This is a genomic window from Massilia sp. BSC265 (assembly GCF_000740675.1).
Lineage (GTDB): Bacteria > Pseudomonadota > Gammaproteobacteria > Burkholderiales > Burkholderiaceae_D > Telluria.
Genome location: NZ_JPXI01000037.1, coordinates 113862 through 132598, shown reverse-complemented (window position 1 = coordinate 132598; position 18737 = coordinate 113862). Strand labels below are relative to the sequence as shown.

The window sequence follows — 18737 nt, the reverse complement described above, 5'->3', positions numbered from 1 at the left end:
ATTCATTGTCGCGGGCGCGGCAGCTGCCCATCGCTGTCGCGCACCTCCACGGCACCCATCCCGAGCGCCTGCAGTTGCGGCAGCATGCGTTTGCGGTCGCCCACGGCGACAACCGTCATCCGCTCCGGCGCCAGGTGCTTGCGCGCGGCGGCCTGTACTTGCGCCGCCGTGACGGCATTCAGCTGGCCGGGCAGGCGCGCGTAGTAGTCGAGCGGCAGGCCGTAGACGAAGATCTCGGCCAGGCTGGCGCCAATATCGGCATTGGTCTCGAACGCCCCCGGCAGCGACAGCACCTGCGCGTCGCGGGCGGCATCGAGCTCGGCAGCCGGCAGCGGCGCGTCGCGGATCTCGCCCAGCTCGCGGAAGATCTCGCGCACCGAATCACCGGTCGCGTCGCGTCGCACGCTGCCCGCGATGACGAAGGGGCCCGGCGTGCGGTCGTAGCGGAAGTACGAGGAGATGCCGTAGGTGTAGCCCTTGGTCTCGCGCAGGTTGTTGTTCAGGCGGCTGGAGAACATGCCGCCGAGCGCGGCGTTCAGGACCTGCAGCGCGGGAAAATCCGGGGTAGTGCGCGCCACCGTAATGCCGGTCACGCGCAGCGCGGTCTGGACTGCGCCCGGCTGGTCGACCATTACCAGGCGCGCGCGCGTGCCCGCGGGCTCGCCCGCGCCGCCGTCGGGAACATCGGCACGCGGCCAGGCGGTGAAGCGCGACTCCGCCAGCGCCTTCAGTTCGCCGCGCGAGATGTCGCCCGACACCACCAGCGCGGCATTCCCGGGCACGTAATGGCGGCGCCAGAATGCCACCAGGTCGTCGCGCGTCGCGGCGCGGATCGCCGGTTCGGTGCCGAGCTGGCCATGGCCCTTCGGGTGCCTGTTGCCGTACAGCGCGCCGGCCGCGGCCACGGACGCCACGGCTTCCGGATCGTCGCGCTGCTGGATCAGTTCCCCGACCCGGTCGGCGCGCTGGCGCTCGACTTCCGCCGTGGGGAAGGCCGGACGCAGCACGATGTCCGCCAGCACGTCGAGCGCAGGGGCGAAGGTTCCGCGCAGCGCCAGCAGCGACACCACGGAGGCGTCGACGCTGGTGCCCGTGTCCAGGAAGGCGCCGAGCTGCGCGATCTCGTCGGCGATCTGCGGCGCACTGCGCGTGGCCGTGCCTTCCTCCAGCATTTGCGCCGTGAAGCCGGCCAGGCCCGGCAAGTTGGCGGGATTGTCGGCGCTGCCGCTGCGTACCACCAGCTGGGCCGACACGAGAGGCAGGCCCTGCTTGTAGTGGTGGATGACGGTCAAGCCGTTCGCGAGCTTGAAGGACTCGCCCTGCGGCAGGGTGAAGCGCGGCGCCGGCCCGGCCTTCGGCTGCTGCGCGCGCCAGGGCTCGGGCGGATTGATCGCTTCGGTCTCGGCCGCCGTGCCCGCCTTGGCAGCCTTGCTCTTTTTCGGCGCAGGCGGAATGCGCGGGTCGTCGATCACCGGCTTGCCGGGCAGGCCGGTGACCACCGCGCGCGCCTGCTGGCGCAGGTAACCGCGTACCGCGCGCTGCACGTCGCCCGGGGTGATGCTGCGCAGGCGCGCCAGGTCCTTGGTCAGGTAGCCGGGATCCCCGGTGTACTGGTTGTAGTGGTTGAGCTGGTCCGCCAGTCCGTCGCCGCCGAGCTTCTCGATGGTGCTCAGGAGCGCGGTCTCGAGGCTGTTGCGGGCGCGCTCGACTTCGCGCTGCGAAGGGCCGTGCTCGCGCAGCTGGGCCAGCTCGGCGTCGATCGCTTCTTCCAGTTCGCGCGCTTCGTGTCCGGGGCGTGCGGTGACGTCGATGACGAAGGTCGAGGCGAGACCCTGGGAGTTCTGGCTGGCGTCCACGTCCTGCGCGATCTGGCGCTCGTACACCAGCTTCTTGTACAAACGGCTCGACTTGCCGCCGGCAAGGATCTCGGCCGCCACCGCCAGCTCGGCGTCGCCCTCTTGGTACGCGGGCGGCGTGAGCCAGCCCATGAAGACGCGCGGCAGTTCCACGCGGTCGTGCACGACCACGCGGCGTTCGCTGGTGATGGGCGGCGTCGTCACGCTGGGGCGCGCCACAGGAAGGCTGCGGCGCAGGCTCCCGAAGTAGCGCTCGACCAGGGCGCGTGTCTTGGCCTTGTCGATGTCGCCGGCGATCACGAGGCTGGCGTTGTTCGGCCCGTAGTAGCGCCGGAAGAACTCGCGCACATCTTCCAGCTTCGCATTCTGGATGTCGGCGTGCGAACCGATGATCGAGGCGTAGTAGGGGTGGCCCTTCGGGAACAGCGCGTGCGCCAGCGCTTCCTGCACCAGGCCGTAGGGTTCGTCCTCGACGGTCTCGCGGCGCTCGTTGCGCACCACGTCCTGCTGGTTGGCGAGCGCCTTCTGGTCGAGCACGTCGAGCAGGTAACCCATGCGGTCGGCGTGCACCCACAACGCCAGCTCCAGCTGGTTCGAGGGCACGGTGTCGTAGTAGCTGGTCTGGTCGTAGCCGGTGCCGCCATTGCTGTCGGTGGCGCCGGCGCCTTCCAGCAGGCGGTCGGCCATGCCGCGCGGGATGTGGCGCGTCTGCGCGAACATCATGTGCTCGAACAGGTGGGCGAAGCCGGTCAGCCCGGGCGCTTCGTTGGCCGGGCCGACGTGGTACCAGATGTTGACCGCCACGATCGGCAGGCGCCGGTCCTCGACCAGGATCAGCTGCAGGCCGTTGGGCAGGGTGGTTTTTTCGAAGGCGACGGTGGGCAGGGACGGCGGCGCGGTCTGGGCGCCGGAGGGTGGAGCGAATGTGGTCATTATCAATAATAAGGCGAGCAGCCGGAAGTATCTCATGTGGTGCTCCTTCAGTGGCGCTCAATGGCAGGCCGGTGGTAATTCAATGGAACTAGTGGCAACTACTGCGCCCGTGGTCGAGCGTGGCGCCCGCCGGTACCCGCTCTGGAGCAGCCGGCAGGAATTTCCATTCGTAGGCGCCGTCCAGCAGGCGCAGCTCCAGCACGCCGTCGTAGCTGGCTTCGCGCACCTCGCTATTGGGCGTGAACTGCAGGAAGGGCGTGGCATAGGCGCCGCCGGTGCCGACCACGAACTGGCGCACGCCGCGCGCCCGGTCGAGCCGGCCGTCGGCATCCTGCGGCGCGAAGCGTTCGTAGTCGTGGTCGTGGCCCGACAGGACGAGCTCGGCGCCGGCCGCGTGCAGCAGCGCGAAGGCGTCGCGCATGCGTCCCTGTTCGCCGATGTGGCCGCCCGAGGTGTACAGCGGGTGGTGCCAGAAGGCGAGCGTGCAGGTCGCCTTCTCGCGGGCCAGTGTGTCGCGCAGCCAGCCGATCTGCTCGGCGTGAAGCGCGCCGGTCAGGTTGCTGTCGAGCGACACCACCAGCCAGCTGCCCAATCGCAGGCTGTACCAGCTTTTTCCTTGCGGTTTGGCCCGTGCGCCGAAGTAGGCGAAGTAGGGCGCGGCCCCTGGCGTCGCATATTCGTGGTTGCCGGGCGTCGGCCAGGTGCGCTCGCGAAAGCGTCCCCAGGTCGGGTGGTAGCAGTGTTCGAACTCGGCTTGCGCTCCGACCGGGTAGGTATGGTCGCCCAGCGACAGCACCGCGGAATGAGGATTGGCGCGCAGCAGCGGCTCTACCAGCCTGGCGGTAGCGGCGGCGCCGGACCAGCGCGGGTCGGGATGCTTGCAGCGTGCGATGTCGCCCGCCGCATACACGGTGTAGGCGGCAGGGAAAACGGTCTGGGCAAACGCCGGCCCGGCGGCTGCAAGCAGTGCCAGGCCACCCAGCAGGCGCGGCGCCATCCGGATCATCGCGGGCACTGTCGCTTGTTGCTTACTCGAGGAAGCGCAGCAGGCCCCGCAGCGCATGCGCGACGGTCTGCTCGCGCACCGCCTTGCGGTCGCCCTGGAACACCAGGCGTTCCGTATAGGTCGTGTCGCCGCGCGACCAGCCGAAACAGACCGTGCCCACCGGCTTGCCTGGCACCGCGCCGGTCGGGCCGGCGATGCCGGTGGTCGATACCGCGATGTCGGCCGTGCTGTTCGACAGCGCGCCCTCGGCCATTTTGCCGGCCACTTCCTCGCTCACCGAGCCGAACTGCGCGATGAGCGCGGCCGGCACGTCCAGCAGTTCGGTCTTGGAGGCGTTGGAATAGGTGACGAAGCCGCAGTCGAACCAGCCGGTGGAACCCGGGATTTCGGTGATCGCCTGGGACACGCCGCCCCCGGTGCAGGATTCGGCGGTGGCCAGCACCAGGCGCTTGGCCTCGAGCGCCCGGCCGACTTGGGTAGCAAGATCTAGGATATCGTTCGTCACGTGAAGCTCCTTTGAATGCGGTTGACCGCGCTGCTGACCGATGAGCGCGATGACCAGGCCGAGGCCGATGTGGCGCACGCGAGCGGCGCACAGTTCATTCTAGCGCGGTCCGTGCCGTACTGACACGGAAAGCGTGCACTTCAAGCTCCCCGCATGTTTTACCCGTGGTGGGTGGGGATGTGGACGAAGGCCGAATGAATGAATCGTGAAAAGTTCCGTGCGACATGACACGAAGCCGTCCGCTATCCTGTCAGCGCCGCCGCATTTACACGGCGGCATCTGTATTGACATTCCGTTTTCCGTAGGACTCTTGGATGCCGCTCGAATCACATGCGCGTGACCGGATGGGGCCGGCGCAAACCTGCGGCATGCCTGCCGTAGCGCTCCCAGCCTTCCGGCCGGTGGACCGGCATTGCCGCGCCGGTGGCGTCCGCACGCCTTCCCGGGCCTCGCCGGAGGCCACATGATCCCGGAGGCCGCATGACCCAGCGCCGTTCGATCCGCAGCAAGCTGGTGCGGGCGGTGATGACGACCACGTTCGTCGCCCTGCTGGTGTCGGTGGCGATCATCATTATCTACGACCTGCGCAGCTATCACCGCAGCCTGCTGAACGACCTTGCCACCCAGGCGGAACTGGTCGGCCACATGACCTCCGCCGCGCTGACCTTCGACGACCCGCGCCTGGCCAACGAGAACCTGGCGCTGCTGCGCACCCGCCCCCAGGTGCGCGCCGCCGCGATCTACGACGCCGACGGCGAGCTGTTCGCTTCCTACCAGGCGGCCGGCGAGACGCGCGGGCTGCCCGAGGTCCTGCCCGCCGTCCCTGCCGCCGACCGCGACAAGCTGGTCATCCGGCAGCGCATCGTCGAGGACGGCGAGGCGCTCGGTACGGTGTACCTGCGCGCCGAGAACCAGCTGCTGGCGCGCACCCGCGATTACCTCAGCATCGCCCTGGGGGTGACGCTGCTGGCCATGTCCGTCGCCTACCTCCTGATGCGCCGCATGGGCCGGGTGGTGACCGCGCCGATCGTTGCCATCACCGAGATCGCGCGCGAGGTCGTCGCCACGCGGGATTACTCGCGCCGCGCGCCGCGCATCAGCAACGACGAGGCCGGGGAGCTGGTCGATTCCTTCAACGCCATGCTGACCGAGATCGAGATGCGCACGCGCAAGCTGGAGACCTCGAGCAGCGAGATCGCACGCGAGGCGGCGGAGCGCTCGCGCGCGCAGCAGGAGGTCATGCGCCTGAACGAGCAGCTGGAGCAGCGCGTGGACGAACGCACCCTGCAGCTGGCCCTGGCCAATGCCGAACTGGCCAATGCGATCGAAGAGGCACGCAGCGCCAACCAGGCCAAGTCGGCTTTTCTCTCTTCGATGAGCCATGAGCTGCGCACGCCCCTCAACGCCATCCTCGGCTTCGCCCAGATCCTCACCTCCGACACGCTGCCTTCGACCCTCGAGCAGAAGAAGGAGTTCGCCAACCACATCTTGAAAAGCGGGCGCCACCTGCTCACCCTGATCAACGAGATCCTCGACCTGGCCAAGGTGGAATCGGGCACGGTGACGCTGTCGATGGAGCCGGTGGCGCTGAGCGACACGCTGCTGGAAACACGTACCATGGTCGAGCCGATCGCCGCCGGGCGCGGTGTGCGCGTGCTGTTCCCGCAGACGCCGGGGGCGGTGGTGCTGGCCGACCGCACCCGCCTGAAACAGGTCCTGCTCAACCTGCTCTCCAACGCGGTGAAATACAACCGCGAGGCCGGCGCCGTGGTAGTCACCTGCGAGCAGGTCGCCCCGACCCGGCTGCGCCTGTCGGTGCGGGACACCGGCGCCGGCCTCGATGCCGAGCAGGTGGCAAGCCTGTTCCAGCCTTTCAACCGGCTCGGCCAGGAGGGCGGCAGCCAGGAAGGCACCGGCATCGGCCTGGTTGTCACCAAGCGCCTGGTCGAGCTGATGGGTGGGGAGATCGGCGTGTCCAGCAGTCCGGGCGTGGGCAGCGTGTTCTGGATCGAGCTGGCCACCACCGCGCCGCTGGCGAAGCAGGCGGAGGACGCCGCCGGCGCGGCGCCGCAAGTCCATGCGGTGGCGGAAGAGGGCGTATCACAGCTGAACCCGCACCTGCTCCTGTATGTCGAGGACAACCCGGCCAACCTGCGCCTGGTGGAAGAGATCGTGCGCTTCCGTTCCGACCTGCGCCTGCTGTCGGCGCACGACGGCCATATCGGCCTGTCGCTGGCGCGCAGCTACCTTCCCGAGATCATCCTGATGGACCTGAACCTGCCGGGCATGAGCGGCACCGAGGTGCTCAGGCAGCTGCGCGCCGATCCGCTCACCTGCAGTATCCCGGTCATCGCCCTGACCGCCAACGCCATGCAGCGCGACATCGAACGCGGCATGGCGGCGGGCTTTGCCCGCTACCTCACCAAACCGATCGACATCGACAAGTTCACCGAAGCGATCAACAGTACGCTGGCGCAGCTACCTGGAACAGGAGCGGTGCCGGCCGAAAGGAAGGCCGAATGATTACACTCTCCGACATCCGCCGCGCGCGCATCCTCGTCGTGGACGACGAACCCGTCAACGTCCAGCTGCTCGAATACCTCTTGACGACTACCGGGTACGAGAACGTCTCGGCTACCTACGACCCGCGCCAGGTGGTGTCGATGCACCTGAAGCACCGCTTCGACCTGATCATCCTCGACCTGCACATGCCGGGGATGGACGGCTTCGACGTGATGGAGGCGCTCAAGCCGCTCGAAAGCGATTCCTGGCTGCCGGTGCTGGTGGTGACGGCCGAGCCGGACAAGAAGCTGGCCGCGCTGGAAGCCGGCGCGCGCGACTTCATCGGCAAGCCTTTCGACACGGTCGAGGTGATGACGCGCATCCGCAATTTGCTGGAGGTGCGCCTGCTGCACCGCGAATCGCAGGACTACGGGGTGCAGCTGGAACGCGAGGTACGCGAGCGCACTGCCGAGCTGGCGCGCTTCCGCGGGGCGATGGATGCGACCCCGGATGCGATCTTCCTGATCGATACCGCCTCGATGGCGATGGTGGACGTGTCGGACGGCGCCTGCCGCATGCTCGGCTTCTCGCGCGAGGCGCTGCTGCGCATCGACCCGGTGGCGCTGGGCCTGGCCACCCGCGAGCTGCTCGAGCGCCATCTGGCGGCCGATGCGCTGGCTCACGGCGGCGCGGGCGCGCAGGATGGCAAGACCGAATTCGGCCCGCTGCCGGGCGACATCGTCGAGACCGAGCTGCTGCGCGCCGGGGGGCAGGGCGCGGTGCCGGTGGAGATCAGCTGGAAGCTGCAGGACCTCGGCAAGAGCCGCATGCTGATCGCGGTGGCGCGCGACATCAGCGAGCGCCTGCACGCGCAGGAACGCATGCGCCACATGGCCAGCTACGACGCGCTCACCGGCCTGCCGAACCGCACCTTGTTCTTCCAGAACCTGCGCGACGCGATCGAGCTGGCGCGCGACAAGAACTGGCGCGTGGCGGTGCTGTGCATCACGCTCGACCGCTTCAAGATCATCAACGATTCGCTCGGCACCACGCTCGGCGACGAGCTGCTGCGCCAGTTCAGCACGCGCCTGGTGCGCGTGGTGCGCCTGCGCGACACGGCCGGGCGCCTGGGCGGCGACGAGTTCGCGCTGATCCTGACGATGACGCGCGACCAGCAGGAAGCAGTCAACGTCGCCAACGAGATCCGCGAGTCGCTGCGTGCGCCCTTCGACCTGCACGGCCAGCAGGCTGCGCTGACGGCCAGCATCGGCATCGCCATGTATCCGGAAGACTCGACCGAGCCTGGCACCCTGATCAAGTACGCCGACACCGCGATGGTGCGCGCCAAGGAAGCGGGGCGCGACGGCTACCGCTTCTTCACCGCCGGGATGAACGTGCAGGTGCTGGCGCGCCTGGACCTCGAGCTGGCGCTGCGCAGCGCGCTCGAGGGCAACCAGTTCGTGCTGTACTACCAGCCCAAGCTGGAACTGAACACCGGCCGCATCTCGGGCGTGGAAGCGCTGCTGCGCTGGAACCGTCCCGGCTTCGGGCTGGTCTACCCGGCCGAATTCGTGCCGCTGATGGAGGAGACCGGGCTGGTGGTGCGGGTCGGCGAGTGGATCGTCGACGAAGCCTGCCGCCAGATCGCGGCCTGGAATGCTAGCGGGGTGCGCGACGTGCGGGTGGCGGTGAACGTGTCGAGCCGCCAGTTCGTCGAGGGCGACCTGGAAGGCGTGATCCGCGCGGCGCTCGAACGCCACGGGGTCGAACCGGGGCTTCTGGAGCTGGAGCTGACGGAAAGCGCGCTGATGTCGAATGCCGAGCACACCATCGCCGTGCTGGGGCGGCTGAAGGAGCTCGGCATCCGCATCGCGATCGACGATTTCGGCACCGGTTATTCGAGTCTGGCCTACCTCAAGCGCTTCCCGATCGACAAGCTGAAGATCGACATCGCCTTCGTGCGCGACATCGTGACCAACCCGGACGATGCGGCGATCGCACTGGCCATCATCAGCATGGCGCACAGCCTGCACATGCAGGTGATCGCGGAGGGCGTGGAGACCCGCGCGCAGATGGCTTACCTGCGCCGCAACCGCTGCGACGAGATCCAGGGCTTCCACTTCTCGCGCGCGCTGCCCGCCGACGAGCTGGCGCGCCTGGTACAGGACAACCGCGCCCAGCCCGACCAGCCGCCGGCCCAGGACGACAAGCTCCAGACCCTGCTCATCGTGGACGACGACGTCAACGTCCTGACCGCGCTGCACCGCCTGTTCAGGCGCGACAACTACCGGGTGCTGACCGCATCCTCGCCGGCCGAAGGCTTCGAGCTGCTGGCGCTGTACCGGGTGCAGGTGATCCTGTGCGACCAGCGCATGCCGGTCATGAGCGGCACCGAATTCCTCAGCAAGGTCAAGGAGATGTATCCGGAGACCATCCGCATCATCCTGTCGGGCTACACGGGGGTGGAGACGGTACTCGATTCGATCAACCGCGGGGCGATCTACCGCTTCTATACGAAGCCCTGGCACGACCTGCAGCTGCGGGAGAACATCCGGCTGGCGTTCCGCCATTACTGGCTGACGAACGGGCCGTATGATGACCGGAAGACGCCGCGGGACGAAACCGATAAATCAAGTGCTGCTTGACCGCGTGGGCAGGGAACCTGCCCACCCTACGAAACCCCGTTTTACCGTAGGGTGGGCGGGTCTCCCGCCCACGCGGTCAGCTGAAGTGATCCCACCCGCTCAGCTTCAGGTCGAGGGGCGCGCCTTGCGCATCCACGAAGCGCAGCCCCGGCTCCGCCTCTATCGTACCCACCCGCGTCACCGCAGTGCCGCTCACGCGTCCCGCCTCCAGCACCGCCTCGCGGTGTTCGACGGGCGCCGTGAAGCACAACTCGTAATCATCCCCGCCGGCCGCCGTGAAGCGCCGCCGCAGCTCGCTTGACTGCCGCGCCAGCACCGGCCCGGCCGGCAGCGCATCGACGTCCAGCGTTGCCCCGACCCGCGACGCGGCCAGGATGTGGGCCAGGTCCCCCACCAGCCCGTCCGAGATGTCGAGCGCCGAATGGGCAATGGGCTGCGCGGCCAGCGCCAGGCCCAGGGCCACGCGCGGCGTCGGCATGTGCATGCGCTGCGCCGCCTGCGCGTGATCCTCGGCGGAGAGCGCCACTTCCTTCCAGTACCCGGCAAGGGCCAGCCGCGCATCCCCCAGCGTTCCCGAAATCCAGATATCGTCGCCCACGCGCGCCGCATCGCGGCGCAGCGCATGCCCCGGCGCCAGCTCGCCGAACACCGTGATGCAGATGTTGAGCGGTCCCTTGGTGGTATCGCCCCCGACCAGCTCGCAGCCGTAAGCGTCAGCCAGCGCGAACAGCCCGCGCGAGAAGCCCTCCAGCCAGGCCGGGTCGGCGGCCGGCAGCGCAAGGGCCAGCGTGAAGCCGACCGGGCGCGCGCCCATCGCCGCCAGGTCCGACAGGTTCACCGCCAGGCTTTTATGGCCCAGATTGACGGGATCGGCGCCGGCAAAGAAATGCCGGTCCTCGACCAGCATGTCGCTCGAGATCGCCAGCTGGCGGCCCGGGGAAGGTGTGAGGAGGGCGCAGTCGTCGCCGATGCCGAGGTCGGCCCTGCCTGGGCGGTCGCGCTTGAAGAACTGCTTGATGAGGTCGAATTCGGAGAGCATCCGCAGATTGTACCGGGCACGGGCCGGCGCCAGCATTGTCGGTGCGCCGAGCTTTTCTGTCATAGTATCGGCTGAGCATCTAAATAGCTCAGCAATATAAGCTTGGCTTATGAATCAAAAACTGCTTGTTGAAAATACGTAGCCTTTGTCAACTGTTCGTCTGATAAAATTGGAGGTTCCCCTCTAGTTTCAGGAAGGCTGCCCGGCATGGACTCGTCATCGGACAAGAAAGAAGAATTGCGTCAACAACTGCGTGCTGCAGCGCTCGAATACCACCAGATTCCCCGCCCCGGCAAAATCAGCGTCACCCCGACCAAGGGCCTGCTGAACCAGCGCGACCTGGCGCTGGCCTATTCGCCGGGCGTGGCCGCGCCTTGCGAGGAAATCGTCAAGGACCCGGCCAATTCGTACAAGTACACGGCGCGCGGCAACCTGGTCGCCGTGATCTCGAACGGCACCGCCGTCCTCGGCCTGGGCAACATCGGCCCGCTGGCCTCGAAGCCGGTCATGGAAGGCAAGGGCGTGCTGTTCAAGAAGTTCGCCGCGATCGACGTGTTCGACATCGAGATCGCCGAGAACGACCCGGACAAGCTGGTCGACATCATCGCCTCGCTCGAACCGACCTTCGGCGGCATCAACCTCGAGGACATCAAGGCGCCGGAGTGCTTCTACATCGAGCGCAAGCTCCGCGAGCGCATGAAGATCCCGGTCTTCCACGATGACCAGCACGGCACCGCGATCATCGTCGGCGCGGCCATCCTGAACGGCCTGAAGGTCGTCGGCAAGGACATCAAGAACTGCAAGCTGGTGGTGTCCGGCGCCGGCGCCGCCGCGCTGGCCTGCCTCGACCTGATCGTCGACCTCGGCTTCCCGATCGAGAACATTTTTGTTACCGACCTGGCCGGCGTGGTCTACAAGGGCCGTACCGAGCTGATGGATCCGGACAAGGAACGCTTCGCCCAGGACACCCCGCACCGCTCGCTCGCTGAAGTGATCCCCGGCGCCGACATCTTCCTCGGCCTGTCCGCCGGCGGCGTGCTGAAGCAGGACATGGTCAAGTCCATGGCCGCCAACCCGCTGATCCTGGCCCTGGCCAACCCGAACCCGGAAATCCTGCCGGAAGACGTCAAGGCGGTGCGCAGCGACGCCATCATCGCCACCGGCCGCTCGGACTACCCGAACCAGGTCAACAACGTCCTGTGCTTCCCCTACATGTTCCGCGGCGCGCTGGACTGTGGCGCGACCACCATCACCCGCGAAATGGAAATCGCGGTGGTGCACGCGATCGCCGACCTGGCCCACGCCGAGCAGTCGGACATCGTGGCCTCGGCCTACGGCATCAATAACCTGTCCTTCGGTCCGGAATACCTGATTCCGATGCCCTTCGATCCTCGCCTGCTGACCCACATCGCCCCGGCCGTGGCCAAGGCGGCGCAGGACGGCGGCGTCGCTACCCGCCCGATCGAAGACCTGGCCGCCTACGCCGAAAGCCTGCAGCAGTTCGTGTACCGCAGCGGCACCTTCATGAAGCCGCTGTTCTCGGTGGCCAAGGCCGCGCCGATGGAAGCCAAGCGCATCGTCTACGCCGAAGGCGAGGATGAGCGCGTGCTGCGCGCGGTCCAGGTGGTGGTCGACGAAAAGCTGGCGCGCCCGATCCTGGTCGGCCGCCCGGCCGTGCTGGAAAAGCGCATCGAGAAGTTCGGCCTGCGCCTGAAACTGGGCCAGCACGTGGACGTGATCAACCCGGACTTCGACGAGCGCTACCGCGATTACTGGCAAGCCTATTACGAGATGGGCATGCGCAAGGGCGTGACCATCGACATGGCCAAGCTCGAGATGCGCCGCCGCCATACCCTGATCGGCGCCATGATGGTCCACAAGGGCGACGCGGACGGCCTGATCTGCGGCACCTACGGCACCACCCAGATGCACCTGCACTACATCGACCAGGTGCTGGGCAAGCGCGAGGGCAGCAACGTGTACGCGGCGATGAACTTCCTGATCACCCCGGACCGCCAGCTGGCCATCGTCGACACCCACGTCAACGAGAACCCGAACGCGCAGGAACTGGCCGAGATCACCGTCATGGCCGCCGAAGAGATGGAGCGCTTCGGCATCCAGCCGCGCGCGGCCCTGCTGTCGCATTCGAACTTCGGCACCTACAACAGCGCCTCGGCCCAGAAGATGCGCGCGGTGCTGCCGCTGGTGCAGCAGGCCAAGCCGGGCCTGGAAATCGACGGCGAGATGCATGGCGATACCGCGATCGAAGCCAAGGTGCGCATGAAGATCATGCCGAACTCGGCGCTGACCGGCGACGCCAACCTGCTGGTCATGCCGAACATCGACGCCGCCAACATCTCCTACAACCTGGTCAAGAGCGCCGCCGGCAACGGTATCGCGATCGGCCCGGTCCTGCTGGGCTGCGCACGTCCAGTGCACATCCTGACTCCATCGTCGACGGTGCGCCGCATCGTGAACATGACGGCCTTGTGTGTTGTGGATGCGGTATCGCAAAGGTAGGGTGGGCGGGTTTCCGCCCAGGCGGCGATAGTTATCGGTTCCGTTATCGGGCCCGATGATCTTGCTGCAAACTATCACCGGTGGGCGGCACAGCCGCCCACCCTACGGAACATACGCCTGAAGCGGCGTCTTGCGTTGCTTCAGGCGTATTTGTCTCCGGGTTTCGCCATTTGTCTTCGCACAAATACAACGGTAACAAACCGTAAGCGGGCGACGAGCTCCTCCGATTTCAGGGCATAATGTCCGAATAAATGTTGCATTTATTGCACCGGTTTCTGTTGTGCAAGGCTGGGCTCCATCTCCTCTCTGATACAATCCGGGCTTTCCTGAGTCTGGCTGCCTGCAAGACCATCTTCTAGAACCAAGAACATGCAAACAACAAAAAGAGCCTTGATCACTGGTATTACCGGCCAGGATGGCGCATATCTGGCGCAGATTCTCCTGGAAAAAGGCTATCACGTGACCGGCACTTTCCGCCGCTCCAGTTCGGTCAACTTCTGGCGTATCGAAGAGCTCGGCATCGACAAGCATCCGAACCTGGATCTGGTCGAATACGACCTGACCGACCTGTCGTCGAGCATCCGCCTGGTCGACAGCAGCCAGCCCGACGAGGTCTACAACCTGGCAGCGCAGAGCTTTGTCGGCGTGTCCTTCGAGCAGCCAGTCACCACCGCCTCGATCACCGGCCTGGGCGCCGTCAACCTGCTCGAAGCGATCCGCATCGTCAATCCGAAGATCCGCTTCTACCAGGCCTCCACCTCCGAGATGTTCGGCAAGGTGCAGGCCATCCCCCAGGTCGAGGAAACGCCTTTCTACCCGCGCAGCCCCTATGGCGTCGCCAAGCTGTATGCGCACTGGATGACCGTTAACTACCGCGAGTCCTACGGCATCTTCGGTTCCTCGGGCATCCTGTTCAACCACGAGTCGCCGCTGCGCGGCCGCGAGTTCGTCACCCGCAAGATCACCGATTCGGTCGCCAAGATCGTCTTGAACAAGCTCGACGTGCTCGAACTGGGCAACCTCGATGCCAAGCGCGACTGGGGCTTTGCCAAGGAATACGTCGAAGGCATGTGGCGCATGCTGCAGGCCGACGAACCCGATACCTTCGTGCTCGCCACCAACCGTACCGAGACCGTGCGCGACTTCGTCACCATGGCCTTCAAGGGCGCCAACATCGCCATCGAATTCAGCGGCGAGGGCGAGAACGAAGTGGGCCATTGCACCCGGACCGGCAAGGCCCTGGTGCGCGTGTCGCCGAAGTTCTACCGCCCGGCCGAAGTCGACCTCCTGATCGGCGATCCGGCCAAGGCCAGGCGCATGCTCGGCTGGGAGCCCAAGACCACGCTCGAAGAACTGTGCCAGATGATGGTCGACGCCGACCTGCGTCGCAACGAAACCGGATTCTCGTTCTAAATCATGGAACGCATGGCCACGGACGACATCCCGGCCTTCATCGGCGGGAGGGAAGGCGAGGGACGCCGCGCGCTCATCACGGGCCTGCGCGGCTTCACCGGTTACTACATGGCGCAGGAGCTGACCGCGGCCGGTTACCGTGTCTACGGCACCGTCATGCCCGGCGAAGAGCTCGGCCCCGACATCTTCCCGGTCGACCTGTGCGACCGCGCGGCCGTGGCGCGCCTGGTCGAGGCAGTAGCACCCGACGTGGTTGCCCACCTCGCCGGCATCGCCTTCGTGGCCCACGCGGACACCGAACTGATCTACCGCGTCAACGTGGTCGGCACGCGCAACCTGCTGGAGGCGCTGGCCAATGGCAAGCATCGCCCAACCAGCGTGCTGCTGGCCTCCTCGGCCAATGTCTACGGCAATGCCAGCGTGCCCGTCATCGACGAGAACGTGCCCCCAAACCCGGCCAACGACTACGCCGTCAGCAAGCTGGCCATGGAATACATGGCGCGGCTGTGGATGGACAAGCTGCCGATCACCATCGCGCGCCCGTTCAACTATACCGGGGTGGGCCAGACCGAGAACTTCCTGCTGCCGAAGATCGTGTCCCACTTCCGCCGCAACGAGAGGCGCATCGAGCTGGGCAACCTGGCGATCGCGCGCGACTTCTCCGACGTGCGCATGGTGGCGCGCGCCTACCGCCGCTTGCTGGCCGTGGCGCCCGCCGGCGAGGCATTCAATGTCTGCTCCGGCAGCTCGCACTCGCTGGCCAACCTGATCGACATGATGAGCGAGATCGCCGGCTACCACATCGACGTGCATGTCAACCCGGCTTTCGTTCGCGCCAACGACGTGCTCACGCTTTCGGGTAGCAACAGCAAGCTCACCGCCGTCATCGGCCAACTCGACCCGACGCCGCTGTCCGAGACGCTGCGCTGGATGTACCTGGCGTGAGCGTGGGCGGTCTCACCATCGGTCTCGGAACGACCATGATCGAACCGGGCCTGACCGGGGGGCGCCTGGACGGTATCGGCGTCTATACCCGGGCGCTGCTGCGCCACCTGCCGCGCGCCGGTTGTACCGTCGCCCCCTATGCCTGGCCGCGCCCGCGCACAGGAGAGCAGGGCATCAGCATCGGCCAGCCGATGCCGCAATCCTTCGAGCACGCGTCCCTGGTGGACCTGCTCACGCCCGCGGCGCACCGCGTGCACATGCCGGCCGACGTGTACCACGCCACCGACTACCGCATCGTGCGCATGGACTGCCCGGTGGTGGCGACCCTGCATGATGCGCTGCCGATCAAGTATCCCGAGTGGTGCAGCCCGCGGCTGCGCCGCACCAAGAACTGGCTGCAGCGCAAGGCCATCGCCAAAGCCGACCATGTGATCGCGGTGTCGCAGTTCGCCACCCGCGAGCTGGTCGACTGCTTCGGCGTCGACCCGCGCCGCATCTCGGTGGTGCCCAACGGCGTCGACGAGGAGTGGCTGGCCCCGGCCGACCCGCAGCAGGTGGACGCGGCGATGGCGCGCTACCGGCTCAGGCCGGGTTATGTCCTGACCGTCGGCACCCTGCAGCCGCGCAAGAACATCGCCCGCCTGCTCGACGCCTGGCTGATGCTGCCCAAGCCCGTGCGCCAGGAGCGCGCCCTGGTGGTGGTCGGCGCGCGCGGCTGGCGCTGCGAGGACCTGGTGGAGCGCCTGCAGGCGGCGCAGGCCGAAGGCGAGAACATCGCCTGGCTCGACCAGGTCACCGACCCAGGCGAGCTGCGCCTGCTGTACGCGGGCGCCGGCGTATTCGCCTTTCCTTCGCTGTACGAAGGCTTCGGCATCCCGGTGCTCGAAGCCTTCGCCGCGCAGGTGCCGGTAGTGACCTCGAACGCCAGTTCGCTGCCCGAAGTCAGCCAGGGCGCCGCGCTCGAGGTCGACCCGCTCGACACCGGCGAACTCGCCTCTGCGCTGCAGACCCTGATCGGCGACAGCCGCGAGCGCGCGCGTTGCATCGCCGCCGGCCGCGCGCGCGCCGAACAACTCACCTGGCATGCCACCGCACGGCGAACTGCCGAGGTGTACCGTGCGCTACTTTCGCAGTAAGCTTCCAACATGCGTGTCCTTCATTTCTACAAGACGTACTTTCCGGACTCGGTCGGCGGCATCGAACAGGTGATCCGCCAGCTGTGCGTCGGCACGTCGCGCATCGGCGTGACCAACACCGTACTGTCCCTGTCGCGCCAGAAGTCCCTGGCCCCCTTTGCCTTCGATGGCCACACCGTGCACCGTGTGCCGCTGAACTTCGAGATCGCCTCGAATGCCTGCTCGCTGCAGGCGATTGGCGCGCTGTCGCGCATGGCGCGCGAGGCCGACGTGGTCCACTACCACTTCCCGTGGCCCTTCATGGACCTGGCGCACTTCATGGCGCGCGTGGACAAGCCGACCGTCGTCAGCTACCACTCCGACATCGTGCGCCAGAAGCGCTGGCTGCGCCTGTACCAGCCGCTCAAGCACCGCTTCTTCGACAGCGTCGACGCCATCGTCGCGGCCTCGCCCAACTACCTGGCCTCGTCCACGGTGCTGCAGCGCTATCGCGACAAGACCCGCGTCATCACCTACGGCCTGGACAAGGCAACCTATCCGAGCGTCGAGCCCTGCCGCCTGGCGCACTGGCGCGCCAAGGTCGGCCCGAAGTTCTTCCTGTTCGTGGGCGTGCTGCGCTACTACAAGGGCCTGCACATCCTGCTGGAAGCGGCCAGGGGACTGGACTATCCGATCGTGATCGTCGGCACCGGCCCGGAAGAAGCGGCGCTGAAGGAGCAGGCTGCGCGCCTGGGACTGACGCACCTGGTCTTCACCGGCGCGCTGGAAGAGGCAGACAAGGCCGCCCTGCTCAGCCTGTGCTACGGCCTCGTGTTCCCCTCGCACCTGCGCTCGGAAGCCTTCGGCATCTCGCTGCTGGAAGGCGCAATGTACGGCAAGCCGATGATTTCATGCGAGATCGGCACCGGCACCACCTACATCAACCGTGGCAACGAGACCGGGCTGGTGGTGCCGCCGTCCGATCCGGCGGCGCTGCGTGCCGCGATGCAGACGCTGTGGAACGACACCGAACTGGCGCGCCGCATGGGCGTATGCGCGGAACAGCGCTACCACGAGCTGTTTACGTCGGAGCAGATGGCGGCGAGCTACACGGACCTGTACAAGGAGCTGGTGGCGCGCAGGGCGACGGCGAATGCGGGGCAGAGCGTGGGACTGGCGGGCGTGCCGCCGACAAGATAAAGTAGGGTGGTCGGCTTTGCCGACCACCCTACAGTATGTTGTGAATCAGGCTTCCGCCCAGCGCTGCTGCACCGCCCGCACCGCCGGCATCTGTTCGATGAACAGGTCCACCAGCCCCGGATCGAAATGGCGCCCTTTCTGCTCGCGCAGGAAGTCCAGCGCCTCTTCTTCGGTCCACGCCTTCTTGTACGGCCGCTTCGAGGTCAGCGCGTCGAACACGTCGGCGATCGCCACGATGCGCCCGGCCAGCGGGATATCGTCGCCGCGCAGGCCGCGCGGGTAGCCGCTGCCGTCGTACTTCTCGTGGTGGGTGAGCGCGATCTGCGCAGCCAGTGCCAGCATGCCGCCTTCATGCTCGCCGATGATCTCGGCGCCGATCGTCACATGGCTCTGCATGATCTTCCATTCGTCCGGCTCGAGCGGACCGGGCTTCTGCAGGATGCGGTCCGGGATGCCGATCTTGCCGACGTCGTGCATCGGCGCGGCATGCAGCAGGTCGTCCGCTTCCACTTCGCTCATGCCGGCGGCGATGCCGAGGATGCGCGAGAAGTGGCTCATCCGGATCACGTGCAGGCCGGTCTCGTTATCCTTGTACTCGGCGGCCAGGCCGAGGCGCTGGACGATCTCCAGGCGCGTCGCGCGCAGCTCTTCCATGCGCACCAGCGACAAGTGGGTGCGCACGCGGGCGCGCACGATCGGCGGGCTCACCGGCTTGGTGATGTAGTCGACCGCGCCGGCCTCGAAGCCTTCCAGCTCGTCGGCGGTTTCGGTGAGGGCGGTGACGAAAATCACCGGGATCGCCGCCGTTTCCGGATTCGCCTTGAGCGAGGCGCACACTTCATAGCCGGACATCCCCGGCATCATCACGTCCAGCAGCACCAGGTCGGGGGCTTCCTGCCGCGCCAGCTCGAGCGCGCGCGCGCCGTCCTTGGCGAACAGCAGGCGGTAGTGGTCCTGCAAGATCTGGCGCAGCAGCTGCAGGTTGCTGGCCTCGTCGTCGACCGCGAGGATCAGCGGGCGGTTGTTCGGTTGCGTCATACGGGTCAATCCTGTGAAGC

12 protein-coding genes are annotated in these 18737 nt (G+C 66.9%); 7 read left to right on the top strand and 5 right to left on the bottom strand.

What is annotated here, in order from left to right; genetic code table 11:
• Positions 1-2 precede the first annotated feature (2 nt).
• From MA09_RS17435 to MA09_RS17425, 3 genes are read right to left on the bottom strand one after another with little or no spacing between them, the layout of a single operon-like run.
• Positions 3-2825, bottom strand: a complete 2823-nt coding sequence (locus MA09_RS17435) for a pitrilysin family protein (protein ID WP_036251277.1) — start codon at positions 2823-2825, stop codon at positions 3-5.
• 52 nt (positions 2826-2877) lie between these two features.
• Complete coding sequence (locus tag MA09_RS17430) at positions 2878-3795, bottom strand: metallophosphoesterase (protein WP_051933551.1); 918 nt, start codon at positions 3793-3795, stop codon at positions 2878-2880.
• Between the two features lie 22 nt (positions 3796-3817).
• Positions 3818-4300, bottom strand: a complete 483-nt coding sequence (locus MA09_RS17425; protein WP_036251785.1) for a CinA family protein — start codon at positions 4298-4300, stop codon at positions 3818-3820.
• 480 nt (positions 4301-4780) lie between these two features.
• On the opposite strand from MA09_RS17425, the gene MA09_RS17420 reads away from it, so the two are divergent.
• A complete protein-coding gene (locus tag MA09_RS17420; protein WP_036251274.1) occupies positions 4781-6823 on the top strand; it encodes an ATP-binding protein in 2043 nt (680 codons plus the stop codon).
• A complete protein-coding gene (locus MA09_RS17415) occupies positions 6820-9447 on the top strand; it encodes an EAL domain-containing protein (protein WP_036251272.1) in 2628 nt (875 codons plus the stop codon). Before MA09_RS17420 ends, MA09_RS17415 begins: the two co-directional genes overlap by 4 nt.
• Before the next feature lie 76 nt (positions 9448-9523).
• On the opposite strand, the gene thiL is transcribed toward MA09_RS17415, so the two are convergent.
• Positions 9524-10486, bottom strand: coding sequence for a thiamine-phosphate kinase (gene thiL / locus MA09_RS17410; protein WP_036251782.1), 963 nt, complete (start codon positions 10484-10486; stop codon positions 9524-9526).
• A gap of 207 nt (positions 10487-10693) precedes the next feature.
• Between thiL and MA09_RS17405 the strand changes: the two genes are divergently transcribed.
• The 5 genes from MA09_RS17405 to MA09_RS17385 all read left to right on the top strand — a co-directional run bounded on the left by MA09_RS17405 (position 10694) and on the right by MA09_RS17385 (position 17679).
• The gene (locus tag MA09_RS17405; RefSeq protein WP_036251271.1) at positions 10694-13006 is read left to right on the top strand and encodes an NADP-dependent malic enzyme; all 2313 of its coding nucleotides are present in this window, start codon (positions 10694-10696) and stop codon (positions 13004-13006) included.
• Between the two features lie 369 nt (positions 13007-13375).
• Positions 13376-14419: a GDP-mannose 4,6-dehydratase gene (gene gmd, locus MA09_RS17400; protein WP_036251268.1), complete on the top strand. Its 1044-nt coding sequence runs from the start codon at positions 13376-13378 to the stop codon at positions 14417-14419.
• A gap of 12 nt (positions 14420-14431) precedes the next feature.
• Positions 14432-15364, top strand: a complete 933-nt coding sequence (locus MA09_RS17395) for a GDP-mannose 4,6-dehydratase (protein ID WP_051933579.1) — start codon at positions 14432-14434, stop codon at positions 15362-15364.
• A gap of 2 nt (positions 15365-15366) precedes the next feature.
• A complete protein-coding gene (locus MA09_RS17390; RefSeq protein WP_307183950.1) occupies positions 15367-16500 on the top strand; it encodes a glycosyltransferase family 1 protein in 1134 nt (377 codons plus the stop codon).
• A gap of 9 nt (positions 16501-16509) precedes the next feature.
• Entirely contained in the window at positions 16510-17679 is a 1170-nt protein-coding gene (locus MA09_RS17385) for a glycosyltransferase family 4 protein (RefSeq protein ID WP_051933550.1), read from the top strand.
• 45 nt (positions 17680-17724) lie between these two features.
• Here MA09_RS17385 and MA09_RS17380 read toward each other — a convergent pair whose 3' ends face one another.
• Positions 17725-18717, bottom strand: coding sequence for a two-component system response regulator (locus MA09_RS17380; protein ID WP_036251263.1), 993 nt, complete (start codon positions 18715-18717; stop codon positions 17725-17727).
• Positions 18718-18737: the final 20 nt, after the last annotated feature.

Excerpts from the sequence above, each read along its gene's own strand:
- MA09_RS17435 (WP_036251277.1), bottom strand. The coding sequence starts at position 2,825 with ATGAGATACTTCCGGCTGCTCGCCTTATTATTGATAATGACCACATTC.
- MA09_RS17430 (WP_051933551.1), bottom strand. The coding sequence starts at position 3,795 with ATGATCCGGATGGCGCCGCGCCTGCTGGGTGGCCTGGCACTGCTTGCA.
- MA09_RS17420 (WP_036251274.1), top strand. The coding sequence starts at position 4,781 with ATGACCCAGCGCCGTTCGATCCGCAGCAAGCTGGTGCGGGCGGTGATG.
- MA09_RS17415 (WP_036251272.1), top strand. The coding sequence starts at position 6,820 with ATGATTACACTCTCCGACATCCGCCGCGCGCGCATCCTCGTCGTGGAC.
- thiL (WP_036251782.1), bottom strand. The coding sequence starts at position 10,486 with ATGCTCTCCGAATTCGACCTCATCAAGCAGTTCTTCAAGCGCGACCGC.
- MA09_RS17405 (WP_036251271.1), top strand. The coding sequence starts at position 10,694 with ATGGACTCGTCATCGGACAAGAAAGAAGAATTGCGTCAACAACTGCGT.
- gmd (WP_036251268.1), top strand. The coding sequence starts at position 13,376 with ATGCAAACAACAAAAAGAGCCTTGATCACTGGTATTACCGGCCAGGAT.
- MA09_RS17395 (WP_051933579.1), top strand. The coding sequence starts at position 14,432 with ATGGCCACGGACGACATCCCGGCCTTCATCGGCGGGAGGGAAGGCGAG.
- MA09_RS17385 (WP_051933550.1), top strand. The coding sequence starts at position 16,510 with ATGCGTGTCCTTCATTTCTACAAGACGTACTTTCCGGACTCGGTCGGC.
- MA09_RS17380 (WP_036251263.1), bottom strand. The coding sequence starts at position 18,717 with ATGACGCAACCGAACAACCGCCCGCTGATCCTCGCGGTCGACGACGAG.